This window comes from Bacillus sp. TE9106W (assembly GCF_054062215.1).
The window spans coordinates 66,679-89,652 of the sequence record NZ_JBSSFA010000004.1 but is presented as its reverse complement, the minus strand read 5'-3'; the positions used below and the strand labels follow the sequence as shown (position 1 = coordinate 89,652).

The window sequence follows — 22,974 nt, the reverse complement described above, 5'->3', positions numbered from 1 at the left end:
CCCTTTTTCATAAAATTAAACATGATTACTGGTTATGAATCATTCTATTTATTTTATTACGAGTATAAGAAATAAATGAGCGGTGTTTTTTACAAGAATTTAGTTATCATGCAAAAAGTATAAAAAATCTTACTGTTGTAAGGTGAAATAAAAAACAGAAACTATGTTTAATAGTTTCTGTTTTTTATTTTTGTCAATTAAATGTAACAAACGATGATTATGATTTAAATCAATTGAAAATAATTCAATAAATTTTATGGTGTGGTAGGAGGAAAAGAAATGCTAAATAAAATAATTTTAATTACTGGTGGTACAGGTTCGTGGGGACATGAACTTATAAAACAACTATTAGAAAAATCACCGAAAGAAATTAGGGTTTTTTCAAGAAATGAAACGATTCAGTTTGAAATGCAGCAACAGTTTATAAATGATAATAGATTAAAATTTATTATTGGAGATATTCGTGATAAAGATCAACTAGCATATGCTTGCCAAGGTGTACATTATGTATTCCATCTTGCAGCTTTAAAACATGTTCCAGTATGTGAGTATTATCCTTATGAAGCTATAAAAACCAATATAAATGGTACGCAAAATGTAATTGAAGCATCTATACAGATGCAAGTTGAGAAAGTTATATATGTTTCAACGGATAAAGCAGCTGACCCATCAAATACGTATGGGATGACAAAAGCAGTTGGTGAGAAGTTAATGGTTCATGCGAATAGGCAAACGAAGAAAACAAAATTCATTTGTGTCCGTGGTGGAAATGTTTTGGGGACGAGCGGAAGCGTGGTACCACTTTTTAAAAAACAAATCAAAAAATCTTCACAAGTAGGGATTACCGATGCAAATATGACTCGATTTTTCTTAACGATTGAAGATGCTGTTGGATTGTTATTTAAAGCCTTATATCAGGGGAGAGGTGGAGAAATCTTTGTTATGAAAATGCCGGCATGTAAAATAACAGATTTAGCAGAAGTGTTAATTGAAGATTCGAAAAAGGGAAACGTGAAGGTAAAAGAAGTAGGGATAAGACCAGGGGAAAAATTAAGTGAAATGCTTTTATCTGAGGTGGAGAGTAAAACAAGTATAAGTTTTGATCAAAATTATTTTGTGGTACTACCGACTATTCCTATAGAAGGGCTTCAAGAATATTATGCTAGCTATCCGCTTGTGGATGTGAAGAGTTTTAGTTCTCAACAAGACTTACTTGCAAAACATGAGGTGAAACAAATGTTATTAAAAGGAGGGTTTTTACGATGAAAAAAAATGCGAGCCTTTTAATAACTGGTGCAAATGGTTTCACAGGACGCCATGCTTGCCAATATTTTTTAGAGCAGGGCTTTCATATAATTCCTATGTTTCAAAATCGTGCACATAGAGAAAGCATTGGGAATGGTATTACTTGTAATTTAACTAATAAGAGCGAAGTAATGAGGATAATGAAACAAATAAAGCCAGATTATGTATTGCATTTAGCAGGAAGGAATTCGGTCATAGAGTCTTGGACAGCTGCTCTTGAATATGTAGAGGTTAATGTAATAGGAACATTATATTTATTAGAAGCAATTAAGCAAGAAGCACCTCATTGTAGAACATTGGTTATAGGATCTGCTTTGCAAGCAGATTGTATGAGCAACATAAAAATTTCAAATCCATATAGTTTAAGTAAAACGATGCAAGTCATTATTGCAGAGGCGTGGAGTGAATTCATGAATTCAAATATTATCATTGCAAAGCCCACGAATTTAATTGGTCCAGGAATATCGAATGGCATTTGTTCGATTCTCGCAAAAAAAATGATAGATATAGAATCAGGTAGAAGTAAAGCTGTTATTGAAGTAAACAGTTTAAAAGATAGTAGGGATTTTTTAGATGTACGTGATGCAGTTAAAGCGTATCATGTGTTATTACGAGATGGGATAAATGGAAAACAATATAATATTGGTTCAGGAGTGAAACGATCTTTATTAGAGGTACTAGAACAATATAAGGAATTAACACGATTGAATTTTTTTATAGATGAAACAGAGAAAAGTGGGAGCGAATCAAATGAGAGTGTAGTAATAGAGGATATAAGAAGGTTAGGGTGGATCCCAGAAATTCAATTTCATCAATCATTAAAAGATGTACTTGAGTATGTGAAGTGCAGTGACATTTGCATTCAATGAAAAATAAAAAGGGTGTAAGAAATATATGAATGGCTATAAAACAATAGATAATCAAAATACGCTAGTTCTTTTAATTGTTGATATACTGGACTGGAAAAATGAAGAAGAGCATGTTTTGCGTATCTATGAGGCGATAAATAAATGTCGTGCTTATGTGGAAGGAAAAAAGGATGATAAGAAAAAATTGGTAATAGATCCGGGAACTAGGCTTGTAATCCAAGTCTTTGCTCAGTATGAATGTAGTGAGTATGGAAATGATTTTTATGATCTTATTAAAGATTTTTTGCAAGATATAGGGTTTGAGCTAAATGTTTATATAAATAATAGTAAGTTTACTTACATTTAATAGATTAGTATAAAACAAGATTTTTAATGATAAAGGTGGATATAAATTATGAATAAAAAGATTCTCTTTACTGGGGGCGGTACAGCCGGACATGTAATGATTAATATGGTATTGATTCCTAAATTCATGGAAAAAGGATGGGGAATTGAGTATATTGGATCTCAAAATGGAATTGAAAAACTATTAGTTCAAAATGTGAAATACAATAGTATTTCAACGGGGAAGCTTAGGAGATATTGGGATTGGGAGAACTTTAAAGATCCTTTTAAAATAATAAAAGGTTGCATACAAAGTTATAAATTAATGAAACGGATAAAACCAGATGTTATTTTTTCGGCAGGAGGATTTGTTTCCGTTCCTGTAGTAATAGGAGCGTGGATGAATAAAGTACCCGTAATAATACGTGAACCGGACAGTACGTTAGGATTAGCAAATAAAATAGCATTACCATTTACTACAAAACTATGCACAACATTTCCTCAGACAGGAGAAAATGTAAGTAATGAGAAAAAGGTTTATGTAGGACCAATTGTAAGAGAAGAAATTGAGAGAGGTAACGTATTGCGGGGAAGAAGCTATTGTAAATTTCAGCAAGATAAACCAGTATTGTTAATTATGGGTGGGAGTCAAGGTGCTCAATGGATAAATGATATGGTAAGGGGAAGTTTGGAAACATTACTATTAAATTTTAATATTGTTCATATGTGCGGTAAAGGGAAGGTCGATTCATCTATTGGTATGGAGGGCTATATACAATTTGAATATATAGGGGAAGAGTTGCCGCATATACTAAATATGGCGAGTGTTGTAGTTTCGAGAGCGGGTTCTACTGCTATCTTTGAATTACTATTCTTGAAGAAACCGATGTTGCTTATCCCGTTAACTAACAGTTCCAGTAGGGGGGATCAAGTTTTAAATGCTGAATATTTTTCTCGACAAGGATATGCAGAAGTTATATTCCAAGACAAAGTAAGTACGAATGCATTCATACATGCAGTAAATAAGTTGAATGCAAATAAGGAGAGATACATTCAAAACATGAATGGCTATACGAAAACAAATGATGAGGGGATTCATCAATTAATAGATATAATAAATGAAGTGGTGAAGTAATAGAAATTTAAATAGAAAAAAGGAAAGAAGGTATCTTCTTTCCTTTTTTCTATAGTTGTTCAAATTCATTATTACTTATCCCGATTAACTATGTACTATGGGTGTATCCCACTTTTTAATAGCTCAGTAAATGCATTAATATGAATAGGTTTACTATAATAGTAACCTTGAATAAACTGACATTTGTTTTTTTGAAGGAAAGTTACGTGTTCTTTCGTTTCTACACCTTCAGCGATAACTGACATTCCTAATGTATTTGCTAATGTGATGATTGTTTTAATAATTTCCATTCCATCGTCACATGTTTCAGACATTGTAATAAATTCTCTTGGGATTTTTAACGTATCGATTGGATATAAAGGTAAGTAAGCTAGCGAAGAGTAGCCTGTACCAAAGTCGTCGATTGAAATGTGAACGCCTAAACTCTTTAGTGTACGCAGTTTTATTAATGTTTCTCGCTCATCCATCATTGCAATTCGTTCTGTTAATTCAAGATCAAGAGAACTTGCTGGTAAACCTGTATTTGTTAATGTAGCAGAAATAGACTTTACAAAATCTTCTTGTTCAAATTCTTTAGCAGATAAATTTACACCTATTTTCAAATGTGAATATCCGCTTGTGTGCCAACGTTTCATTTGCTCACAAGCTTGTTGTAGTGTCCATTTTCCTATTGGAATGATTTGTAGCGTTTCTTCTGCAATCGGAATAAACTCGTATGGAGAAATAACACCTAATTCAGGATGATTCCACCTAATTAAAGCTTCAGCACCGATAATTTTGTTAGATTTGCTATCAACTTGAGGTTGATATAAAAGGAACAATTCTTCATTTTGAATTGCATTTGGTAAATCTTTTTCTAATCGTAATCGTCTTTCAATTTTTTTTGCAATTACATCATCATAAATAGAGACAGAATTAAGTTCTTTTGCTTTCGCATCATACATTGCAACATTAGCGTTTTTCAGAAGTGTAGCGGTATCGATTCCAGAATGTGGATAAATAGCGATGCCGATACTTAGTGATAAAGTTAATGTATGTTCATATATGACAAACGATTTTTCCATACATTCAAATAACTGGTTGCATAATTCGAATAAGGAATCTTCGTCAGTATAGTTTTCAATTAAGATTGTAAATTCATCGCCACCGATTCTTGATAGATGAGTATGTGATGGAAGACATGATTGGAATCGCTTCGCTACTTCTTCTAATATGTAGTCTCCTGCCGAATGTCCAAGTGTATCGTTAATTGCTTTAAAGCGATCTAAGTCCAAATATAATAATGCAAACTCGCTTTCTGTCGTTTTAGCATTTTTTATAATTCTTTTTAATTTCTTATGGAAAAAGGCACGGTTCCCAATTTTCGTTACAGTATCATGGAATGCTAAATATTTTATTTCTTCTTGCTGTTTTTTTAGTGCAGTAATATCTTTCATCATAATATAGCTTCCTGAAATTTGCCCGTCTATCATAATAGGGACGATGGTAACGTATAAAGAATAAGTAAATCCATCTTTATATTGAGAACTAAGTTGTAAGGATGCCGATTCTTGTTGTTTCACTTTTTCTAATGCAGATGCTAGTTTATATTTGTCTTCATCTAAAATAATCGAAAAACAAGTTTCACCAAATAACTCATCCGTTGGTGCACCAAGTAGTATGCTTCCAGCTTTATTTACATTTAAGAATACGCCATTTAAATCAATTGTAAAAATAGGGTCAGGATGATATTCATATAATGATTTGAATTTTTGTTGCTTTTGAGATAGAGCCTCAGATTTATGAACTAAATCTGAAGTCCGTAAAGTAACCTTTTCTTCTAGTTGAGCATTAAATGCCTGTAAACGTTTAGTTAGAGAATTGTTTTGCATACGTACAATAGAATGACGAATGAGTACGAAAATAAAAGTAATACAATTTCCCGTAATGAGAGTTGAAGATGATGTTTGTTCTTTTAATGTAAACCCGATTAGTATTGCAACAGCAAGATAGGGAAATACAACTAAAGCCTTTTTTCCTATTATAGGGTTTACAATGAAATAATTTTTATGACTATTACGATCTTCTGAAATAGATCCAGCTATTGCAATAAGTAATATAGGTATTCTATATAAAAGACGTAATAATGTTATCGTTTCAGTTGATAAATGGTTATTTAAGTAAAAATAAATATAGTTAAAAGTTGCAGAACTTATTAATACAAAAATAAAGATATAAATTTTCCGTTTAGAATTAAAAATTGTTGGACGGAAAAAGAGACTAACACCTAGTAGAAGGAATAATAAATCTGCAATTGGATATAGAAATGAAAGAAAAACATCTCCTAGTGAAAGAGAGAATATATTTAAATTTGGTTGATTAAATAAATACCACTCTAATGTAAATATGGAAGTAAGTACTATGCATATATCACAAATAAAGAATGCTTTTTCCCATTTATCGCATTCTTTTAGAATTTTATAGCAGAAAGCGATAAGACAGAAGAGTAGAAAAAGCATATAAAACACATCAGAAATAGTAAAACGATGTATTGGAATTTTGAAGAAGCTATCTTGATATGTATATACTATTTTTCCTAATAAAAAACTACCAATTGCTATCGTGATACATATCCAAAACGGATTTGAACTAACTTTTTTAGAATATATAGAATAAATGAGTGATACAAATGTAATGGCTTCAACAATAAGTGAAGCGAAGCGTACATCCGAATTTGAAAAATGAGTGGGGAACAGATAGAAAAACATAAAATAGATTGAATAACACATTAATGTTCCAATTAATATACATAGTTGTAAATTTTTATTTAATTTCAATAAAATCACCTTCTTTAATTATGTACTATATTCGTAATATCTATACATAATAATATTATTTAAGAATTGTATCAGATTTCCTTATAAAAATCATGTTTATAAGGAAGTTTTGAAAAGTATAATTGCTCTAAAAAATGAAAAATATTGCATTTGATAGTATATACTGCATAAAGATTTTAAATAGAAATTGTATATTTAGTCATCTTTTGAATTGTAAAGGTTTTTTAGTGATTTGAAAGTAGAGATGCAAAATTGCATATAAAATGATAAGGGCTTTTTTGAATTTTAATTTTTGGCTGATAGAGGTTATTTTAAGTAAGACCTTTGTATGTATTTATTCTTATACTAATGAGTGATTTCAAAAATGTGTTACGTATGTACAATAATACGTAATCATGTATGAAATTTTTAGTATGGGAGGAAAATCATGAAAAATTGGGTGAAGTTTCGAATCGCACGTCCAACGAATAAGTTTGAAGAGGTTATAGCATTCTATGAAAAAGGATTAGGCTTAAAACGTATAGGTGAATTTTACGATCATGAAGGTTATGATGGGGTCATGTTTGGGCTCCCAGATGAAGAGTATCATTTAGAATTTACAAGACATATTGATGGGAGTCCTTGTCCAGCTCCGACAAAAGATAATTTACTTGTATTTTATATGAGTGAAGATAGTGAAATGAAAAAGGTGAGTAAAAGGCTGCATACATTGGGATACGATGAAGTGGAACCAGAAAATCCATATTGGAAAGATAAGGGGATAACGATTGAGGACCCAGATGGTTGGAGAATTGTGTTGATGAAAATAGAAGAACAAGGCTTCAAATTATGATAGGGTAAAATTAAATTAGCTTCCTTCTATGTAATAAGAATAGGAGGAAGTTTTTTGGTTTTTTGTAAACTGAAAATTCATATTTGACAATTAATTGAAGAGGGATGTAAATTGAGAGCATGTATTCTTATAAGTTTGCTAGTGTTTCTATTCAAAAGGGATGTATAAATAGGGAGGGCTTTTTATGTTATGGCGAATTAAAGATGCGGAAATATACTATGAAGTTGTTGGAGAGGGGAAACCGGTCCTTATTATACATGGCTGTGCGCCCGATCATAGGTTAATGATGAAATGTATGGAATCAGTATTTCAAAAAGATGAAGGTTATAAGCGAATATATATTGATTTACCTGGAATGGGAAAGTCGAACGCTCCAAATTGGATAAATAGTTCAGATCATATATTAGAAGTGTTAACTATGTTTATTGAAGAAATCATTCCAAAGAAAGATTTTTTACTAGTAGGAGAGTCTTTTGGCGGATATTTAGCTAGAGGGATACTTTCAAAAATGTTTGAGAGAGTCAATGGATTATTATTAATATGTCCTGTGGTTGTTGTGATGCAAAAAGAAAGACGTTTACCGGATAAACAGATAATTGTACAAGATAAGGAGTTTTTAAATACGTTAACTTCTACCGAAAGAGAAGCATTTAGCGAGTTAGCAGTAGTAGCAAATGAATATACATATAAGCGATTTCAAGAGGAAATTAAGCCGGGGTTAGATGTTGCTAATTATGAGTTTATTGAAAGGTTGCAAAAAAATTACTCTCTTACTATAGATTTTCACCGTAAGAAATATGAGAAACCTGTTCTGTTATTAGCCGGAAGACAAGATATATCGGTAGGTTATCAAGATATTATAGAAATTATTGATGGTTACCCAAGAGCGACATTAGCGGTGTTAGATATGGCAGGGCATAATTTGCAGATTGAACAGCCTGAATTGTTCGAGAGTTTAGTAGGAGAATGGATTACACGAACGAAACAACAAAATTTATAAAAAACGAATGAATATTTTCAAGGAGGAAGTATGAATACATATATTTATATGGTTAGACACGGTGAATCACCAAAATTAGATGGGGGTGAAAGAACACGTGGTTTAACTGAAAAGGGAAGTTTAGACGTTCATAGAGTAACAGATATATTAAAAACAGAGGGAATCGATACTTTCATTTCAAGTCCGTATAAGAGGGCTGTATTAACGATAGAAAAAACAGCTAATCTCTATGAAAGAGAAATATTAATATATGAAAACCTTAAAGAGTGTATGTTTTCCAGTGGGGATCAAGTTATATCAGATAAAGAAGTGTATCCGCTTGTACAGAAGATGTTCTCTAATCCTGGCTATGCACTAGCGGAAGGAGAGTCATATGCGGATTGCCAGAGAAGAGTAGTGAAAGTGTTAAAAGAAATATTAATGGATTTTCAAGGACAAAAAATTGTAATTGGTACACATGGTCTTGTCATGACATTAATGATGAACTATTTCGATAAACAATATGGTTTTGAATTTTTAATGAATACGTCAAAACCAGATATATATAAGATGGAGTTTAAAGAAAAACAATTAATGAATGTAGAGAGAGTATGGAAAGCGGAATAAAATTGGTTGCATGGATTTTGTTGTCAAAGTTATTTTTATGGTGAAATCTTCTTATTTGAATAGAATGCATTTTTATCAATTATTTTTAGAATGTTAAATCAATAAGTAATTATTCAGTATTTGAATAAGTTATGTGAAATTTGGTTTAGGGAAACAATGTTAAATATGACAAAATTCCAAACGATGGATTTATATTCAATTGGAGAAAAAGATGTAGAATTTTGTCTTACGGTCTCCGTTTACTTTTCATTTTATTACATATAGGCTTTGAGGTGTAAGGGGGGATATTACCTTTACGAAAAATCTATAAGGAGGCCATTGTAATGAAAAAGATTAAAAAGTTTGCGGGAGTAGCTTTAGCGGGAACGATTGGATTAAGTGGACTACTGTTTTTAGAACCAAGTGTAAGCGCTGCGGAATCACAGCAAGTGAAAGAGGAGAATTTCAACGCAATTGATGTATCGATGAATATAAATGAATTATATGTATTAAGTGGCAGAAGCATTGATGTTCTTTCTGGAGATAAAGAAGCAATTCAGCTAAATAAATACACAATTCGTTTTAGTAAACCCGGGAAGTACGTTATTAGGATAAATGGTTGTATTTATAACGATGTATATACTTTTATTGTGAATGAGTAGCATATATTCTTAAATTGTGAGATGAAAAAGAAACACCCTATCTGCGGTGAGAATCGTAAATAGGGTGTTTGATTTGTATTAAGTTGTAATTTAAATATGCTCACTAACTTTATCTTTGTTTTGTAAAGTATGTAAAAGTGTTTGAAACACCTTAAATGATTGCTGAAAGATGGGACTTTGAATAAAAGTGTATAGAAAAGTTACGATAAAAACAGGACCACCGAGCATAAATCCAATAACTAGTACAACGCATTCTACAATGATTCGAGCACGGCTAATAGATAAACCTGTTTTGTCGGAAATAGTAAGCATGAATCCATCGCGAGGTCCAGCACCAATCCCAGCCGCAACGTACATCCCTCCCCCAATACCTGTAATGGCAATACCAGCAAATAAAATGAGTAAGTTTATCCATAAATAATCACTAGCGTTTGGAAGGATATTTGATTGTAAGAAAAAGTCCATAATGGGACCGATAAGTAGTGCATTTAAAAATGTACCTACATTTATATATTTTCGATCTATTAGTAAAGAAATGAGAACGAGACATAATCCACATATGACACTCCACGTACCAATGGTCCATCCAAATCTTTGGTAGAGGGCCATATTTAAAACTTCCCAAGGATGCAAACCGAGAAATTTCACTTTGACTGCAAGAGCATTCCCAAGGCCAAAGAAAATTAATCCTAAGAAAAAAAGAAAATAGCGAAAGAGAGTTAGCCTCATTTTTATACCTCCCATATTTATTATTATGTATGTTACATGTGAAGCTTTAAGTGTGCAAATATTATCGCTTTTCTTAATTTGTTGGAAATCATTAAAATGCAAATGGAATATATACCTTCACAGTCAAAAAAGTTAAAATATTTTGTTTTAAGGCTTATAATGGAGAAAGAAATATAAAAGGGAGTGAACGAGCTTGAAAGAAGAACTTATTGAAAGATTTACGAGATATGTAAAGATTGATACGCAATCAAATGAAGATAGTCATACAGTGCCAACAACACCAGGACAAATTGAGTTTGGTAAGTTATTAGTTGAAGAGTTGAAAGAAGTTGGATTAACAGAAGTAACGATGGATGATAATGGATATGTAATGGCAACACTTCCAGCTAATACGGATAAGGATGTTCCTGTAATCGGCTTTTTAGCACATTTAGATACAGCAACAGACTTTACGGGGGAAAATGTAAAACCACAAATTCATGAAAACTTTGACGGGAACGCAATTACGTTAAATGAAGAGCTTAATATTGTATTAACGCCAGAACAGTTCCCAGAATTACCGTCTTATAAAGGACATACGATTATTACAACGGACGGTACAACACTGTTAGGAGCAGATGATAAAGCTGGTCTTACAGAAATTATGGTTGCAATGAATTATTTAATACATAATCCGCAAATTAAACATGGGAAAATTAGAGTTGCGTTTACGCCGGATGAAGAAATTGGCCGTGGCCCAGCACATTTTGATGTAGAAGCGTTTGGTGCATCATTCGCTTATACGATGGATGGAGGTCCATTAGGTGGTTTAGAATATGAAAGCTTTAATGCTGCAGGTGCAAAGTTAACGTTTAACGGAACGAATACACATCCGGGGACAGCGAAAAATAAAATGCGTAACGCGACGAAACTAGCTATGGAGTTTAATGGGCATTTACCAGTAGAAGAAGCACCAGAGTATACGGAAGGATACGAGGGATTCTACCATTTACTTTCTTTAAATGGTGATGTTGAACAAAGTAAAGCATATTATATTATTCGAGATTTTGATCGTAAAAATTTTGAAGCGCGTAAAAATACCATTGAAAATATTGTGAAACAAATGCAAGAGAAATATGGACAAGATGCAGTTGTTTTAGAAATGAATGATCAATACTATAACATGCTTGAAAAGATTGAACCAGTAAGAGAAATTGTTGATATTGCATATGAGGCAATGAAAAGTTTAAATATCGAACCAAACATTCATCCGATTCGCGGTGGAACAGATGGATCACAATTATCGTATATGGGATTACCAACGCCGAACATTTTCACAGGTGGTGAAAACTATCACGGTAAATTTGAGTATGTTTCGGTAGATGTTATGGAAAAAGCTGTTCAAGTTATTATAGAGATTGCAAGACGATTTGAAGAGCAAGCTTAAAAAAGAACCAAGTAGTGCAGATGTGCTACTTGGTTTTTTTAGTATAATACTCGCCATAAGTAAAAAGTCGCATAAGACTCCCAATTTTTCCAGTTTACCGCAAAATCTTTTATTTCATGTTTAGTCGGTTTACTTTCAGAACCTGTTAAATATTTAATTGCATTATGCAAACCAACATCGTCAATTGGAAAAGCAGAAGGAAATCGTAAACAACGCATTAAAACATAGTTGGCCGTCCACGGTCCTATACCATGTATAGCAGTTAATCTTTTTTCAGCTTGTTTCACTTCTTGTATTTGCAGTAAAGATTCTTTTGATAATTTTCCTTCTGTAATAAGCTTTGCAATACCGATTAAATATTCACATTTTCTAGTCGTCATTTTTAAATTTTTGAGATCCTCTACGTGTAAATTGGCAATTGTTTCAGGTGATGGGAATATCCAATGCTTTCTATCGTTCCATTCTACATAACTTCCAAATGTCTCGACTAATCTTCTTTTTAGTGTATAAGCATATGTGAGGTTAATTTGTTGCCCGATAATTCCCCAGGAAAGTGCCTCAAATAAGTCTGGAATACCTAAAGTACGAAGGCCATAATATTGTTCAATTGGTCTTTGAAGGAGTACATCATGTTTAGCTAATGTATAAAAGGGAGCTAAATCAGTAGTTAAATCAAACCATTCAGTTACATAGTTAGCTACAGCATCGCGTATCGGTTTTGCAGAGATATAGGCTTCTCCTAAAAAACGTATTTGAATAGTATCATCCGCATTCATACTAATTTCAACTAAAGGATTTACATCGTGAATAGGGATAACTTTATAAATTTTGTTATCTTCAATGTGGAACATACATTCATTGTTAGAACGGGATAGATAGCGTAAATTTTCTTGAAAACTAAATTCTGTTGGAACTGTTAAAGTTAATGCGTTACTATATTCGGCTGTCATATGAATTCCACCTGTAATTTTTCTAATGCAAGCAATTCTTTCTTCATTTCTAATCCACCTCTAAAACCAGTTAGTTTGCCATTCTTTCCAATAACACGGTGGCAAGGAATCGTAATGAGAATTGGGTTGGCAGCAATAGCAGACGCAACGGCACGTACCGCTGTAGGTTTTTGAATTCTATCTGCAATTTCTGTATAAGAATATGTTTTTCCATAAGGAATTTCACGTACCGTATTCCAAACAGATAATTGAAATGCAGTTCCGTAAGCATCGATAGGGAATGTAAAAGTTTCTCTCTTGTTTTTTAAATACTCAATAATTTCTTTTGTATATACTTGCAAGTAATCTGGACTATGAATCAATATATGTTGTGGCAGTTTTTTTCTAGCCCATATATTTAATTCCTCAAATTGTTCGTCTTGTGATCCAATGAAACATAGCCCACTTTCAGTTGCAGCAATATGAAACTTCCAATTTGCATGTGTAAGTAGCGTCCAATATATAAATTTATTTTTGTAGGAATTCATTATTGTATCCCTCTTTCATTTCATTCTTTTTTCGATATTCAGTAGGGGTAAACCCAGTTTTCTTTTTAAATAAAGTTGCGAAATATTCTGGGTTTTCTATCCCGACGGCAGTACTAATTTCTTTAATGGGTTGATTTGTGTGTAAAAGGTGTTCTGCTGCTTTAACAATTCTGAACTGCTGTATATATTCTATCGGACTTATTGCTGTCATTTTTTTGAAAGTGCGTTGTAAATGAAAGGGGCTACCATGGCACATTTCCGCAAGTATGTCTAGAGTTAATGCTTCATCAAAGTGTTTTTCGATATACTCTTTAATTTGTTCTACCCACTCTTCATTAGGTAAAGTGAGCCCATTTGGTTTACAACGTTTGCACGGGCGAAAGTTTTCACTTAATGCTTGCTCTGCATGATGAAAAATTCGTACATTGTTTTTATTCGGTATTCTTGATTTGCATGACGGTCGGCAAAAAACCCCGGTTGATTTCACGGCATAAAAGAATTTGCTATCATAGGAAGAATCATTATGAATAATTGCTTGCCAATGCTCATTTGTTAACGTAACTCCTTCATTGTGCAAAGAACATCACCTCTGAAATTAGTATAACCTGAATAAAGTGCGTATGTATGTATTCATAAATGTAAGAGCAAGATTACAAAGGTGAAAATATGATTGTTTTTCTATTTTGTGATAGCATGAAATTTGGAAAGAAACATCAAGAGGAGGACTATAAGTGAAGTTCATTTCGTGGAATGTAAATGGTTTGCGTGCAGTTATCGCAAAAGGTGGATTTTTAGAATATCTAGAGGAATCAAATGCTGATATATTTTGTTTACAAGAGATTAAATTACAAGAGGGGCAAATTGATTTAAATGTAGAGGGATATTATACATACTGGAATTATGCTGTGAAAAAAGGATATTCAGGGACGGCTATTTTTTCGAAAAAAGAACCGCTTTCTGTTACTTATGGTTTAGGCATTGAAGAGCATGATCAAGAAGGACGAGTTATTACTTTAGAGTTCGAAGATTTTTACATCATTACGTTATATACACCAAACTCCAAACGAGGATTAGAGCGTTTAGAGTACAGAATGAAATGGGAAGATGATTTCAGGGCCTATATTAAACGATTGGATGAGAAGAAATCAGTTGTTTTTTGCGGCGACTTAAACGTTGCCCATAAAGAAATCGATTTGAAAAATCCAAAAAGTAATCGTAAAAACCCTGGATTCTCTGATGAGGAACGAGAGAAGTTTACATGTATTTTAGAAGAAGGATTTATTGATACGTATCGTTATCTATATCCTGATCAGGAAGGCGCATATTCGTGGTGGTCGTATCGAATGGGAGCAAGAGCAAAAAATATTGGATGGCGTTTAGATTATTTTGTTGTTTCCGAGAGAATGAAAGACCAAATAACAGCGGCGAAAATTAATAGTGAAGTAATGGGGTCAGACCATTGCCCAGTTGAATTACATATAAATTTCTAAAAAAAGAAGTATCCACCTAACATTAGGCGGATACTTCTTTTTTAATTCAGTTTGTTAAAATTTTTCAAATCTTTCTTGAAATAATTGCATATTAAATATATACTTAGTAACGATAATCATTATCAATGAAAAAGATTATCAATGGATGAGGTATAAAAGAATTATAGCTTAGGGGAAGTGAACGAGAATGAGTTCTGGATAGAATTATTAATCTAATAAAATATATATGTAGAACAAGTTTCATATAGTTAAATTTTATTGAGAATATAGTTTGGAAATTCGAGAGGAGATATTTAAAGATGAATAAGAAGTTAATTACATTAGGCATGGTAACAGTTTTAAGTGTAGGGCTAGCAGCATGTAATAGTGCGGATAAAACTTCAGGAGAAAAAACTCAACAGACAAAGGCTAGTGAGACGAAAAAAGACGAAAAACGAAAAATTACATATTTAGGTAAAGAATATACAGTGCCAGCAAAAGTAGATAAAATTGCAACAGCTAGTTTAGAGTCAATGGAAGATGCAGCAGTACTTGGAATTAAACCAGTTGGTGCGATTACGGTTGGTGGTAAATTACCAAAGTATCTGGAGAAAGATTTAGAAGGTGCGAAATCTGTTGGTGAGAAAATGCAACCAAATTTCGAAACATTACTTCAATTAAAACCAGACGTTATTACATCTAGTACGAAATTCCCAGCAGAAACAGCTGAAAAATTTACGAAAGTAGCTCCTACATTCCCGGTATCACATGTTTCAACAAATTGGGAAGATAACTTAAAGTTAATGGGAGAATTAACTGGTAAAAAAGATAAAGCAGAAAAAATTATTAAAGATTACAATGCGGACGCTGAAAAAGCAAAAGCAAAACTAGGAGATAAGTTAAAAGACAAAAAAGTTCTTGTAATCAGACTAAGAGCAAACGAATTATTCTTATATCCAGAAGGAGTATACTTCAATCCTGTAATTTATAAAGACCTTGGGCTAACTGCTCCAGAACAATTGAAAACTGTAAAAGCACAAGAGAAGATTTCGTTTGAAAAACTTGCTGAACTTAACCCAGATTATATTTTCTTACAATATGAAACAACTGAAAATAAAAACCCGAAAGTGTTAGAAGAAATTGAAAGTAATCCAATTTGGCAAAGTATGAATGCTGCGAAGGAAAAGAAAGTATTTGTAAACGTTGTTGATCCAATGGCACAAGGTGGTACAGCTTGGAGTAAAACAGCATTCTTAAAAGAAGCAGTGGAAAATTTATCTAAATAATACAATAAGTAAGGTGCGTTGAATGATATGCAGAAAACGAATGCGGTACCAGTAACCATTTTATGTATAGCACCCGTATTGATTTTATTTACAGTTATACTTTCTGTATTATATGGTGCGAAAAACATCGATGCTCAAACAGTGTGGAATGCATTATTTCATTTTGATTCAAGCGATGTAAATCATAATATTATTATTACTTCACGTTTGCCAAGGGTAGTTGCAGCTCTTTTAGTCGGAGCATTTCTAGCCATATCAGGAGCACTTATGCAGGGGATGACAAGAAACTATCTTGCATCCCCTTCTATTATGGGTGTGACGGATGGGGCAGCCTTTGTTATTACACTTTGTATGATTTTTCTTCCGGGAATGTCATCAATTGGTATGGTTGTATGTTCAATGATTGGTTCTGCACTAGGAGCAGGTATCGTGTTTGGTTTTGGTTCGCTCCTTCAAAATGGTTTATCGCCAGTTCGGTTAGCGATTATTGGGACAGTTATTGGAACATTTTTAAGCAGTGTGTCTGCTGCAATGGCTTCATATTTCCAAATTTCTCAAAATGTTAGTTTTTGGTTTAATGCAAAATTAGACCAAGTAGACCCGAATATCATTAAAATTACGATACCGTTTGGGATAATTGGAATAGTTTTAGCGCTGTTAATATCAAAATCTATTACGATTCTTTCTTTAGGAGAAGAAGTTTCTATTAACCTAGGGCAGCGTACAAAACTAGTTAAAGCGATGGCTATTTTATCAGTTATCTTTTTAACAGGAACGGCAGTTGCTTTAGTGGGGAAAGTTGGTTTTGTAGGTTTAATTATTCCGCACATTACTCGCTTTATAATTGGGGTAGATTATAAGTGGATTTTGCCATGCGCAGGCGTTATTGGCGGTGTTTTTCTAGCGTTATGTGATATTTTAAGTAGGTTTGTAAACTATCCATTTGAAACACCAATTGGAGTCGTTACCTCCTTAATTGGAATTCCTTTCTTCCTTTATTTAATCCGTACAAGAGGAGGAGAGAGACATGCTTAAAAGTTCAAGTCAACGTTTTGGAATGACGATGGGGATTAGTATATTTTTAATACTATGTGCTATTTATATTAGTTTAACGAATGGTACGTTTGATATTACGATTACAGATGTATGTAAAACACTCCTTAGAATAGATCCAGTACCAGACCATGATTTAGTTATTTTTGAGTTTCGTCTTCCGCGCATCATAATTGCTGGATTAGTAGGATTAGGTCTCGGCGTTGCCGGTGCTGTTATTCAAGGTATTACGAGAAATGGATTGGCAGACCCAGGTATTTTAGGAGTTAATGCCGGAGCAGGAACAGCTATCGTTATTTTTATGTTTTTCTTTCAAGGGCAATTAAAGAGCACAGACTGGGTTTCTATTATGATGATGCCAATGTTTGGTTTAGTAGGCGGATTAGGTGCAGCTATTATCATTTATCTGTTTTCTTGGAAAAATGGTAAGTTAGATTCGCAGCGTCTTTTATTAACAGGGATTGCAATTGGATCAGGATTTGGAGCATTTTCTATGTATTTATCACTCAAAATGAAGTCAACCGATTTCGAGATGGCTGCAGTTTGGGTGTCAGGCAGTATATATAGTGCAAACTGGAAGTATATTATTGCAATGTTACCGTGGCTTATCATACTAATTCCACTTATACAAAAGAAAGCTTATTTATTAGATTTATTTCAATTGGAAGAAACGAGTATTACAAGTTTAGGTGTTTCAGTAGAAAGAGAGAAATCAATTTTACTACTAAGTAGTATTGGACTTGTAAGCGCATGTGTTGCAGTTTCAGGAAGTATTGGTTTCATCGGATTAATGGCACCGCATATAGCGAAAAGACTTGTCGGTATTCAGCATAAGCATATCATTCCTACGTGCGGAGTAATTGGAATGTTTCTTGTAATTGCTTCAGACTTTATTGCAAAAACAGTTTTCACACCTGTAGAGTTACCAGTTGGAATCGTTATTTCTATTGTCGGTGTACCTTATTTCTTATATTTACTTTATAAGGCGAAAGCGTAAGAGGAGGAATAAAAGTGAGTATTTTAAGTGCGAAAAATTTAGAAACAAGTTATGAAAAGCTTACAGTGTTTCGCGATTTAAATGTGGAAATACAAGAAGGAAAAGTAACGACAATTATAGGACCAAACGGGTGCGGTAAATCAACACTGTTAAAAACAATGGGAAGAATTTTAAAGCAAAAGAGTGGTAAAGTATATTTGCAAGGACAGGATTTACATACAATTCCAACGAAAGAAATTGCGAAGCAGTTAGCGCTACTTCCGCAAACTCCAATTGCACCAGGAGAGCTTAAAGTAGAAGAATTAATTTCTTATGGACGTTATCCACATCGAAATAATGTAAATAAGTTAACTTCAAAAGATAAAGAGATGATTGACTGGGCATTAGATATAACGAAAACTTCTGAATTTCGAACGAGACAAATTGCAAATTTATCAGGTGGTCAACGACAAAAGGTATGGCTAGCGATGGCTTTGGCACAAGAGACAGAAGTGTTGTTATTAGATGAGCCAACTACATATCTTGATATGTCTCATCAATTAGATGTATTACAAATTGTGGAGAAATTAAATAAAGACCATAATTGTACGGTCGTTATGGTATTACATGATATTAACCATGCAGCAAGGTTTTCAGATGAAATTATTGCAATGAAGGAAGGGGAAATCGTTACAACTGGTAGCCCAGAAGAAATCATTACAAATGAAGTGTTAAAAGAAGTATTTCATATTGATGCGCGTGTCATGATTGATCCGTATAATGGGTCTCCTGTTTGCTTCGGTTATGATAGCGTTGTATCTCAAGAAGAAAAAGTAGAAATATATGTAACAAGTTAAAAGGGGGGAATATAAAATGAACACTACTATTGAAAAACAGCAGATTGTAACATCTAATACTGAACAGTGGAACATGTATTCAAAATTAGATGGTAAGGAATATCAAATTCATATTTCAAAGCCGAGGCAACCAGCACCAGAGTCAGGATATCCTGTCATTTACGTATTAGATGGTAATGCCTTTTTTCAAACATTCCATGAAGCGGTTAAAATACAATCAGTTAGAGCAGAAAAAACAGGTGTTCCACCAGCCATTATAGTAGGTATTGGTTATCCAATCGAAGGGGCATTTTCAGGTGAAGAAAGATGCTATGATTTTACGCCTAGCGTAATTTCAAAAGATGCGGCTTTAAAACCAGATGGTAAACCTTGGCCAAAAACAGGAGGAGCACATCATTTCTTTACTTTTATTGAAGAAGAATTAAAGCCGCAAATTGAAAGGGATTTTGAAATTGATAAAGGAAAACAAACATTATTTGGGCATTCACTAGGTGGTCTATTTGCTTTACATATATTATTTACAAACGTAAATGCCTTTCAAAATTATTTTATAAGTAGTCCATCTATTTGGTGGAATAACCAATCTGTGCTTGAAAAAGAAGAAAATCTTATAAATGAATTAAACAATGCAAAGGTTAAAACAAGAGTATTTCTTACAGTTGGTTCACTAGAACGAGAGCATATGGTTGTAGGTGCTAATGAATTGTCAGAGCGCCTTCTCCAAGTAAAACACGATCAGTTTCGTTTTACGTTTTATGAGGCTGAAGGGGAGAATCATGCATCAGTTGTGCCAACTTCTTTAAGTAAAGGGTTGAGATTTATTAGTCAGTTGTAGAATAATTGATAGTAGCAAAAAAGAATCCTATAGTATGTAGGGTTCTTTTTTGTATAAACATATTTAAGGTATAAACGAGAAACATTCAAATAAACGTTTGAATGTTTCTCGTTTATAAGGTATACTACATACATAATCAAATATACATTTGAATAAGGGGTGTTACATATGAGTGAAGAGCATTGTGAACTTTGTTATCATGATGAGCAAAAAATAAAACATGCAAGTGATATGCTAGAGAAAGAAAATATAAGTAGTGTAGCGAAAATGTTTAAGGCACTTGCAGATGAAACACGTTTAAAAATTGCTTATGCGTTGTATACAGAAAAGGAACTTTGCGTACGTGATGTCGCAAGCATTATTAATGGTAGTATAGCAACAGCATCGCATCACTTAAGATTATTACAAACGATAGGTTTAGCAAAAAAGCGTAAAGAAGGAAAGCTTGTTTTTTATTCATTAGATGATTCTCATGTAAATGGATTAATTGAATTAGCGTTTAGTCATAGTAGTGAAATAAACAAAAAGAACTAAATATGTAACCATGCATCTTCATAAAGATACTTCTTTATGAAGATGCAACTTTCAAAGGAGAGGAGATAATAAGTATGATTAAACTCGTTTTAATAAGACATGGACAAAGTGAATGGAATGTTGAAAATCGGTTTACAGGTTGGACAGATGTTGATTTATCAATTAAAGGTATGAAAGAAGCAAAAGAAGCTGGAGTAATGCTGAAAGCTAATGGCTTCTCATTTGATATCGCATATACATCTGTTTTGAGAAGAGCGATGCGTACTTTATGGATTACTCTCGAAGAAATGGATTTGATGTGGATACCTGTTCATAAAACATGGAAATTAAATGAGCGTCATTACGGTGCACTTCAAGGATTAAACAAAGAAGAAACAGCAAGAAAATATGGTGATGAACGAGTAACTTTATGGAGACGTTCAACAAATGTGCGCCCACCAGCACTTACAAAAAATGACGAAAGATATGAAGCAGCACATCCGAAATATAGAGATTTAAAAGAGTATGAGTTTCCCCGTACAGAAGATCTAGAAGATACAAAGAAACGAGTTGTTTCATATTGGAATGAAGAGATAGCCCCTAATGTAAAAGCAGGTAAACAAGTAATTATTGTAGCGCATGGAAATACAATACGTGCTTTAGTGAAACATTTAGATCAAATTTCAGATAAAGATATAGAAAATGTAAATATTCCAACAGGAACACCGTTAGTATATGAATTAAATAATGAATTGAAGCCAATTCGTCATTATTATTTAAAGAAAGAAGTATTTAAAGAAAGAAGTATTTAAAGAAAAGGAAACTATATAATATACCCTACCTATGTAATGTATTTAATAGCGGAGGTGATTTTGATTGTTACATTATACTATCGTAAATAAAAAGAGTTGTGAGGCATGTGGATTATGTACTTCTATAACTCCGGATATATATCAAATAGATGGAAGTAGAAAGGCATTTGGTGTATTAGATAACAATCAAGGGGTAGTTGGAATCCCAAAAACTTTTTTGAAGGCAATGTTGGCGGCTAGTGATAATTGCCCAACAAATTCAATTCGAATAAGAAAAGAGCCATTTATAAATAAAGTGAAAGTCGATTAGAGAAACAATTAAAGACAAAAATAAAAAGGAGGAATTTATATGGGACATCATCATGGTCACCATCATCATGGGCATGCTCATGAACATCATCATTTTGAGGAAAGCAGGAAAGGAAATAGAAAAGGATTAATTACAGCTTTAGTGATTACAGCAACTATTATGTTCCTTGAATTTTTCGGGGGACTAGTTACAAATAGTTTGGCCTTATTATCTGATTCAGGACATATGTTAAGTGATACAAGTTCATTATTATTAAGTTTAATTGCTATTGGATTAGCTGCTAGAACAGTCACTTCTAAAAAAACGTATGGATATTATCGTTTTGAGATTTTAGCGGCATTAATTAATGGAATTACGTTATTTGTTGTAGCGGGGCTTATCGTATGGGAAGCAATTGGTCGTTTTTTTGAACCACCAACTGTTGCAAGTGGTCCAATGATGTTAATTGCATCAATTGGTTTACTAGCAAATTTAATTAGTGCATGGGCGCTTATGAGACAAGGTGATGTGAAAAATAATGTAAATTTACGTAGCGCGTATTTACATGTTCTTGGAGATGCTTTAGGATCAGTGGGAGCATTAGTAGCTGGTGTACTTATGTCGTTATTCTCATGGTATATTGCAGATCCAATTATTTCCGTAGTTGTTGCTTTATTAATTTTAAAAAGCGCGTGGGGAGTAACAAAACATTCCATTCATATACTTATGGAGGGTACACCCGTTGCAATTGAACTAGAGAAAGTGAAGCAAGCGATTAAAGTAGTAGAAGGTGTACGTGATTTACATGATCTTCATATTTGGACAATTACATCTGGATTAGACGCATTAAGTGTCCATGTAATGATTGATAAAAAACAGGATGATCAAGCAGTACTTCAAAAAATTATTGATATGTTAAAACAAGAGTTCCATATTGAACATGCTACAATTCAAATTGAAACACTTAACATTAAACATAATGAAATGATTGTCTAATAAAATGCAAACAAAAGGCTATGGAGAAATTCTCCATAGCCTTTTGTTTTGACAAGTAGAATTGTCCTTTTTGAAAGTTTTGTTTCAACTTTTCGTCTAAAGAGACAAAAAGTTGTCACAATTCGGTCACAATTAGCATAAACATAAAATAGACGAAATGAACTTATTTCCAAAAAGGCTTGGTTCATTCCAATCATGATTCGTAGAGCTGAAAAAGCATGGATGAAAAGTTCACTATATTCTCAAGGAGGTAGATCGTATGAAAACAATTCTTGCTATTGCTGGACTTATTTGGGTTTTATCTCATGGCATCCCAATTTATGAAGGAGAACAAATTCGTAGTGCTCTGAATAAAAATTTTAATGAATATCATATTATTGATCGGCAAGATAACGTTGTGACAGTTCGTGTAAATGATTGTTTTCATACGGTGACCGTTGAAGGAACTTCAGTAGTGAATGACGCAAAAGTATGTGATCAGCAATAATTATATATAGGAAGAAAAAGTCTCAATTTAAACGTGTGAAGATTGAGACTTTTATATTTGGGGATGAATAATAAGCGGGGATGGACAATCCCCGCTTATTATTGTTTTTTGAAAAAAGGAAAGGGTATAATGAAAATTGAGACTGAGAAGCTAACAATGTGTTAAGAATAATCATAAAGCGGAAATATACTCATATGGGGTATCATGCATAGATATTTAATGCTATAATTGGTATACTCAT

At 33.1% G+C, this 22,974-nt stretch carries 25 protein-coding genes; 20 read left to right on the top strand and 5 right to left on the bottom strand.

Going from position 1 to position 22,974, the window contains the following annotated elements; all coding sequences use genetic code 11:
• Positions 1–279 precede the first annotated feature (279 nt).
• The 4 genes from ACVWY7_RS09470 to ACVWY7_RS09455 are packed head-to-tail and all read left to right on the top strand — an operon-like array spanning position 280 to position 3,633.
• Entirely contained in the window at positions 280–1,266 is a 987-nt protein-coding gene (locus ACVWY7_RS09470) for a UDP-N-acetylglucosamine 4,6-dehydratase family protein (protein WP_000932597.1), read from the top strand.
• Positions 1,263–2,174 carry an NAD-dependent epimerase/dehydratase family protein gene (locus ACVWY7_RS09465; RefSeq protein ID WP_073524591.1) on the top strand — a complete coding sequence of 304 codons (912 nt, stop codon included), beginning with the start codon at positions 1,263–1,265 and terminating at the stop codon, positions 2,172–2,174. Before ACVWY7_RS09470 ends, ACVWY7_RS09465 begins: the two co-directional genes overlap by 4 nt.
• A gap of 25 nt (positions 2,175–2,199) precedes the next feature.
• Positions 2,200–2,520, top strand: coding sequence for a DUF6572 domain-containing protein (locus ACVWY7_RS09460; RefSeq protein ID WP_001014809.1), 321 nt, complete (start codon positions 2,200–2,202; stop codon positions 2,518–2,520).
• A gap of 48 nt (positions 2,521–2,568) precedes the next feature.
• Positions 2,569–3,633 (top strand): undecaprenyldiphospho-muramoylpentapeptide beta-N-acetylglucosaminyltransferase, encoded by a 1,065-nt coding sequence (locus ACVWY7_RS09455; protein ID WP_073524590.1) that lies wholly within the window; start codon positions 2,569–2,571, stop codon positions 3,631–3,633.
• 95 nt (positions 3,634–3,728) lie between these two features.
• Here the strand turns inward: ACVWY7_RS09455 and ACVWY7_RS09450 are convergent, their stop codons facing one another.
• On the bottom strand, positions 3,729–6,449 hold the full coding sequence (locus ACVWY7_RS09450; RefSeq protein WP_139242299.1) for a sensor domain-containing protein: 2,721 nt from the start codon (positions 6,447–6,449) through the stop codon (positions 3,729–3,731).
• Positions 6,450–6,876: 427 nt separating this feature from the next.
• On the opposite strand from ACVWY7_RS09450, the gene ACVWY7_RS09445 reads away from it, so the two are divergent.
• The 4 genes from ACVWY7_RS09445 to ACVWY7_RS09430 all read left to right on the top strand — a co-directional run bounded on the left by ACVWY7_RS09445 (position 6,877) and on the right by ACVWY7_RS09430 (position 9,528).
• Positions 6,877–7,281 carry a VOC family protein gene (locus ACVWY7_RS09445; protein ID WP_000800661.1) on the top strand — a complete coding sequence of 135 codons (405 nt, stop codon included), beginning with the start codon at positions 6,877–6,879 and terminating at the stop codon, positions 7,279–7,281.
• A gap of 184 nt (positions 7,282–7,465) precedes the next feature.
• Complete coding sequence (locus tag ACVWY7_RS09440) at positions 7,466–8,281, top strand: alpha/beta fold hydrolase (protein WP_073524586.1); 816 nt, start codon at positions 7,466–7,468, stop codon at positions 8,279–8,281.
• Between the two features lie 30 nt (positions 8,282–8,311).
• Positions 8,312–8,887, top strand: a complete 576-nt coding sequence (locus ACVWY7_RS09435; protein WP_073524585.1) for a histidine phosphatase family protein — start codon at positions 8,312–8,314, stop codon at positions 8,885–8,887.
• A gap of 323 nt (positions 8,888–9,210) precedes the next feature.
• Complete coding sequence (locus ACVWY7_RS09430; RefSeq protein ID WP_073524583.1) at positions 9,211–9,528, top strand: hypothetical protein; 318 nt, start codon at positions 9,211–9,213, stop codon at positions 9,526–9,528.
• 90 nt (positions 9,529–9,618) lie between these two features.
• Here the strand turns inward: ACVWY7_RS09430 and ACVWY7_RS09425 are convergent, their stop codons facing one another.
• Positions 9,619–10,257, bottom strand: a complete 639-nt coding sequence (locus tag ACVWY7_RS09425; protein ID WP_105989192.1) for a YczE/YyaS/YitT family protein — start codon at positions 10,255–10,257, stop codon at positions 9,619–9,621.
• Between the two features lie 193 nt (positions 10,258–10,450).
• Here ACVWY7_RS09425 and pepT point away from each other — a divergent pair, with 193 nt between their 5' ends.
• Entirely contained in the window at positions 10,451–11,683 is a 1,233-nt protein-coding gene (pepT, locus tag ACVWY7_RS09420; protein ID WP_073524581.1) for a peptidase T, read from the top strand.
• A 38-nt stretch (positions 11,684–11,721) separates the two neighbouring features.
• Here pepT and alkA read toward each other — a convergent pair whose 3' ends face one another.
• From alkA to adaA, 3 genes are read right to left on the bottom strand one after another with little or no spacing between them, the layout of a single operon-like run.
• Complete coding sequence (alkA, locus tag ACVWY7_RS09415) at positions 11,722–12,633, bottom strand: DNA-3-methyladenine glycosidase II (RefSeq protein ID WP_073524579.1); 912 nt, start codon at positions 12,631–12,633, stop codon at positions 11,722–11,724.
• Entirely contained in the window at positions 12,630–13,160 is a 531-nt protein-coding gene (locus tag ACVWY7_RS09410) for a methylated-DNA--protein-cysteine S-methyltransferase (RefSeq protein WP_073524578.1), read from the bottom strand. Before ACVWY7_RS09410 ends, alkA begins: the two co-directional genes overlap by 4 nt.
• Positions 13,141–13,737, bottom strand: a complete 597-nt coding sequence (gene adaA / locus ACVWY7_RS09405) for a bifunctional transcriptional activator/DNA repair enzyme AdaA (protein WP_000551313.1) — start codon at positions 13,735–13,737, stop codon at positions 13,141–13,143. Before adaA ends, ACVWY7_RS09410 begins: the two co-directional genes overlap by 20 nt.
• Positions 13,738–13,891: 154 nt before the next feature.
• Here adaA and ACVWY7_RS09400 point away from each other — a divergent pair, with 154 nt between their 5' ends.
• From ACVWY7_RS09400 to ACVWY7_RS09350, 11 genes are all read left to right on the top strand, one after another.
• On the top strand, positions 13,892–14,650 hold the full coding sequence (locus ACVWY7_RS09400; RefSeq protein WP_000668831.1) for an exodeoxyribonuclease III: 759 nt from the start codon (positions 13,892–13,894) through the stop codon (positions 14,648–14,650).
• 299 nt (positions 14,651–14,949) lie between these two features.
• Positions 14,950–15,915: an iron-hydroxamate ABC transporter substrate-binding protein gene (locus ACVWY7_RS09395; protein ID WP_073524575.1), complete on the top strand. Its 966-nt coding sequence runs from the start codon at positions 14,950–14,952 to the stop codon at positions 15,913–15,915.
• Between the two features lie 27 nt (positions 15,916–15,942).
• The gene (locus tag ACVWY7_RS09390) at positions 15,943–16,950 is read left to right on the top strand and encodes a FecCD family ABC transporter permease (protein WP_001173074.1); all 1,008 of its coding nucleotides are present in this window, start codon (positions 15,943–15,945) and stop codon (positions 16,948–16,950) included.
• Positions 16,943–17,965, top strand: a complete 1,023-nt coding sequence (locus ACVWY7_RS09385) for a FecCD family ABC transporter permease (protein WP_000920460.1) — start codon at positions 16,943–16,945, stop codon at positions 17,963–17,965. Before ACVWY7_RS09390 ends, ACVWY7_RS09385 begins: the two co-directional genes overlap by 8 nt.
• Positions 17,966–17,979: 14 nt before the next feature.
• Positions 17,980–18,801, top strand: coding sequence for an ABC transporter ATP-binding protein (locus tag ACVWY7_RS09380; RefSeq protein WP_000025760.1), 822 nt, complete (start codon positions 17,980–17,982; stop codon positions 18,799–18,801).
• Between the two features lie 16 nt (positions 18,802–18,817).
• A complete protein-coding gene (locus ACVWY7_RS09375) occupies positions 18,818–19,636 on the top strand; it encodes an alpha/beta hydrolase (protein ID WP_001098338.1) in 819 nt (272 codons plus the stop codon).
• 168 nt (positions 19,637–19,804) lie between these two features.
• The gene (locus ACVWY7_RS09370) at positions 19,805–20,170 is read left to right on the top strand and encodes an ArsR/SmtB family transcription factor (RefSeq protein ID WP_001287981.1); all 366 of its coding nucleotides are present in this window, start codon (positions 19,805–19,807) and stop codon (positions 20,168–20,170) included.
• Between the two features lie 74 nt (positions 20,171–20,244).
• Positions 20,245–20,961, top strand: coding sequence for a 2,3-diphosphoglycerate-dependent phosphoglycerate mutase (gene gpmA / locus ACVWY7_RS09365; protein ID WP_000594120.1), 717 nt, complete (start codon positions 20,245–20,247; stop codon positions 20,959–20,961).
• Positions 20,962–21,025: 64 nt separating this feature from the next.
• The gene (locus ACVWY7_RS09360; RefSeq protein WP_000903525.1) at positions 21,026–21,271 is read left to right on the top strand and encodes a ferredoxin; all 246 of its coding nucleotides are present in this window, start codon (positions 21,026–21,028) and stop codon (positions 21,269–21,271) included.
• Between the two features lie 39 nt (positions 21,272–21,310).
• Positions 21,311–22,246 (top strand): cation diffusion facilitator family transporter, encoded by a 936-nt coding sequence (locus ACVWY7_RS09355; RefSeq protein WP_000509818.1) that lies wholly within the window; start codon positions 21,311–21,313, stop codon positions 22,244–22,246.
• Between the two features lie 259 nt (positions 22,247–22,505).
• The gene (locus ACVWY7_RS09350; protein WP_000849102.1) at positions 22,506–22,733 is read left to right on the top strand and encodes a hypothetical protein; all 228 of its coding nucleotides are present in this window, start codon (positions 22,506–22,508) and stop codon (positions 22,731–22,733) included.
• The last annotated feature ends 241 nt before the right edge of the window (positions 22,734–22,974 follow it).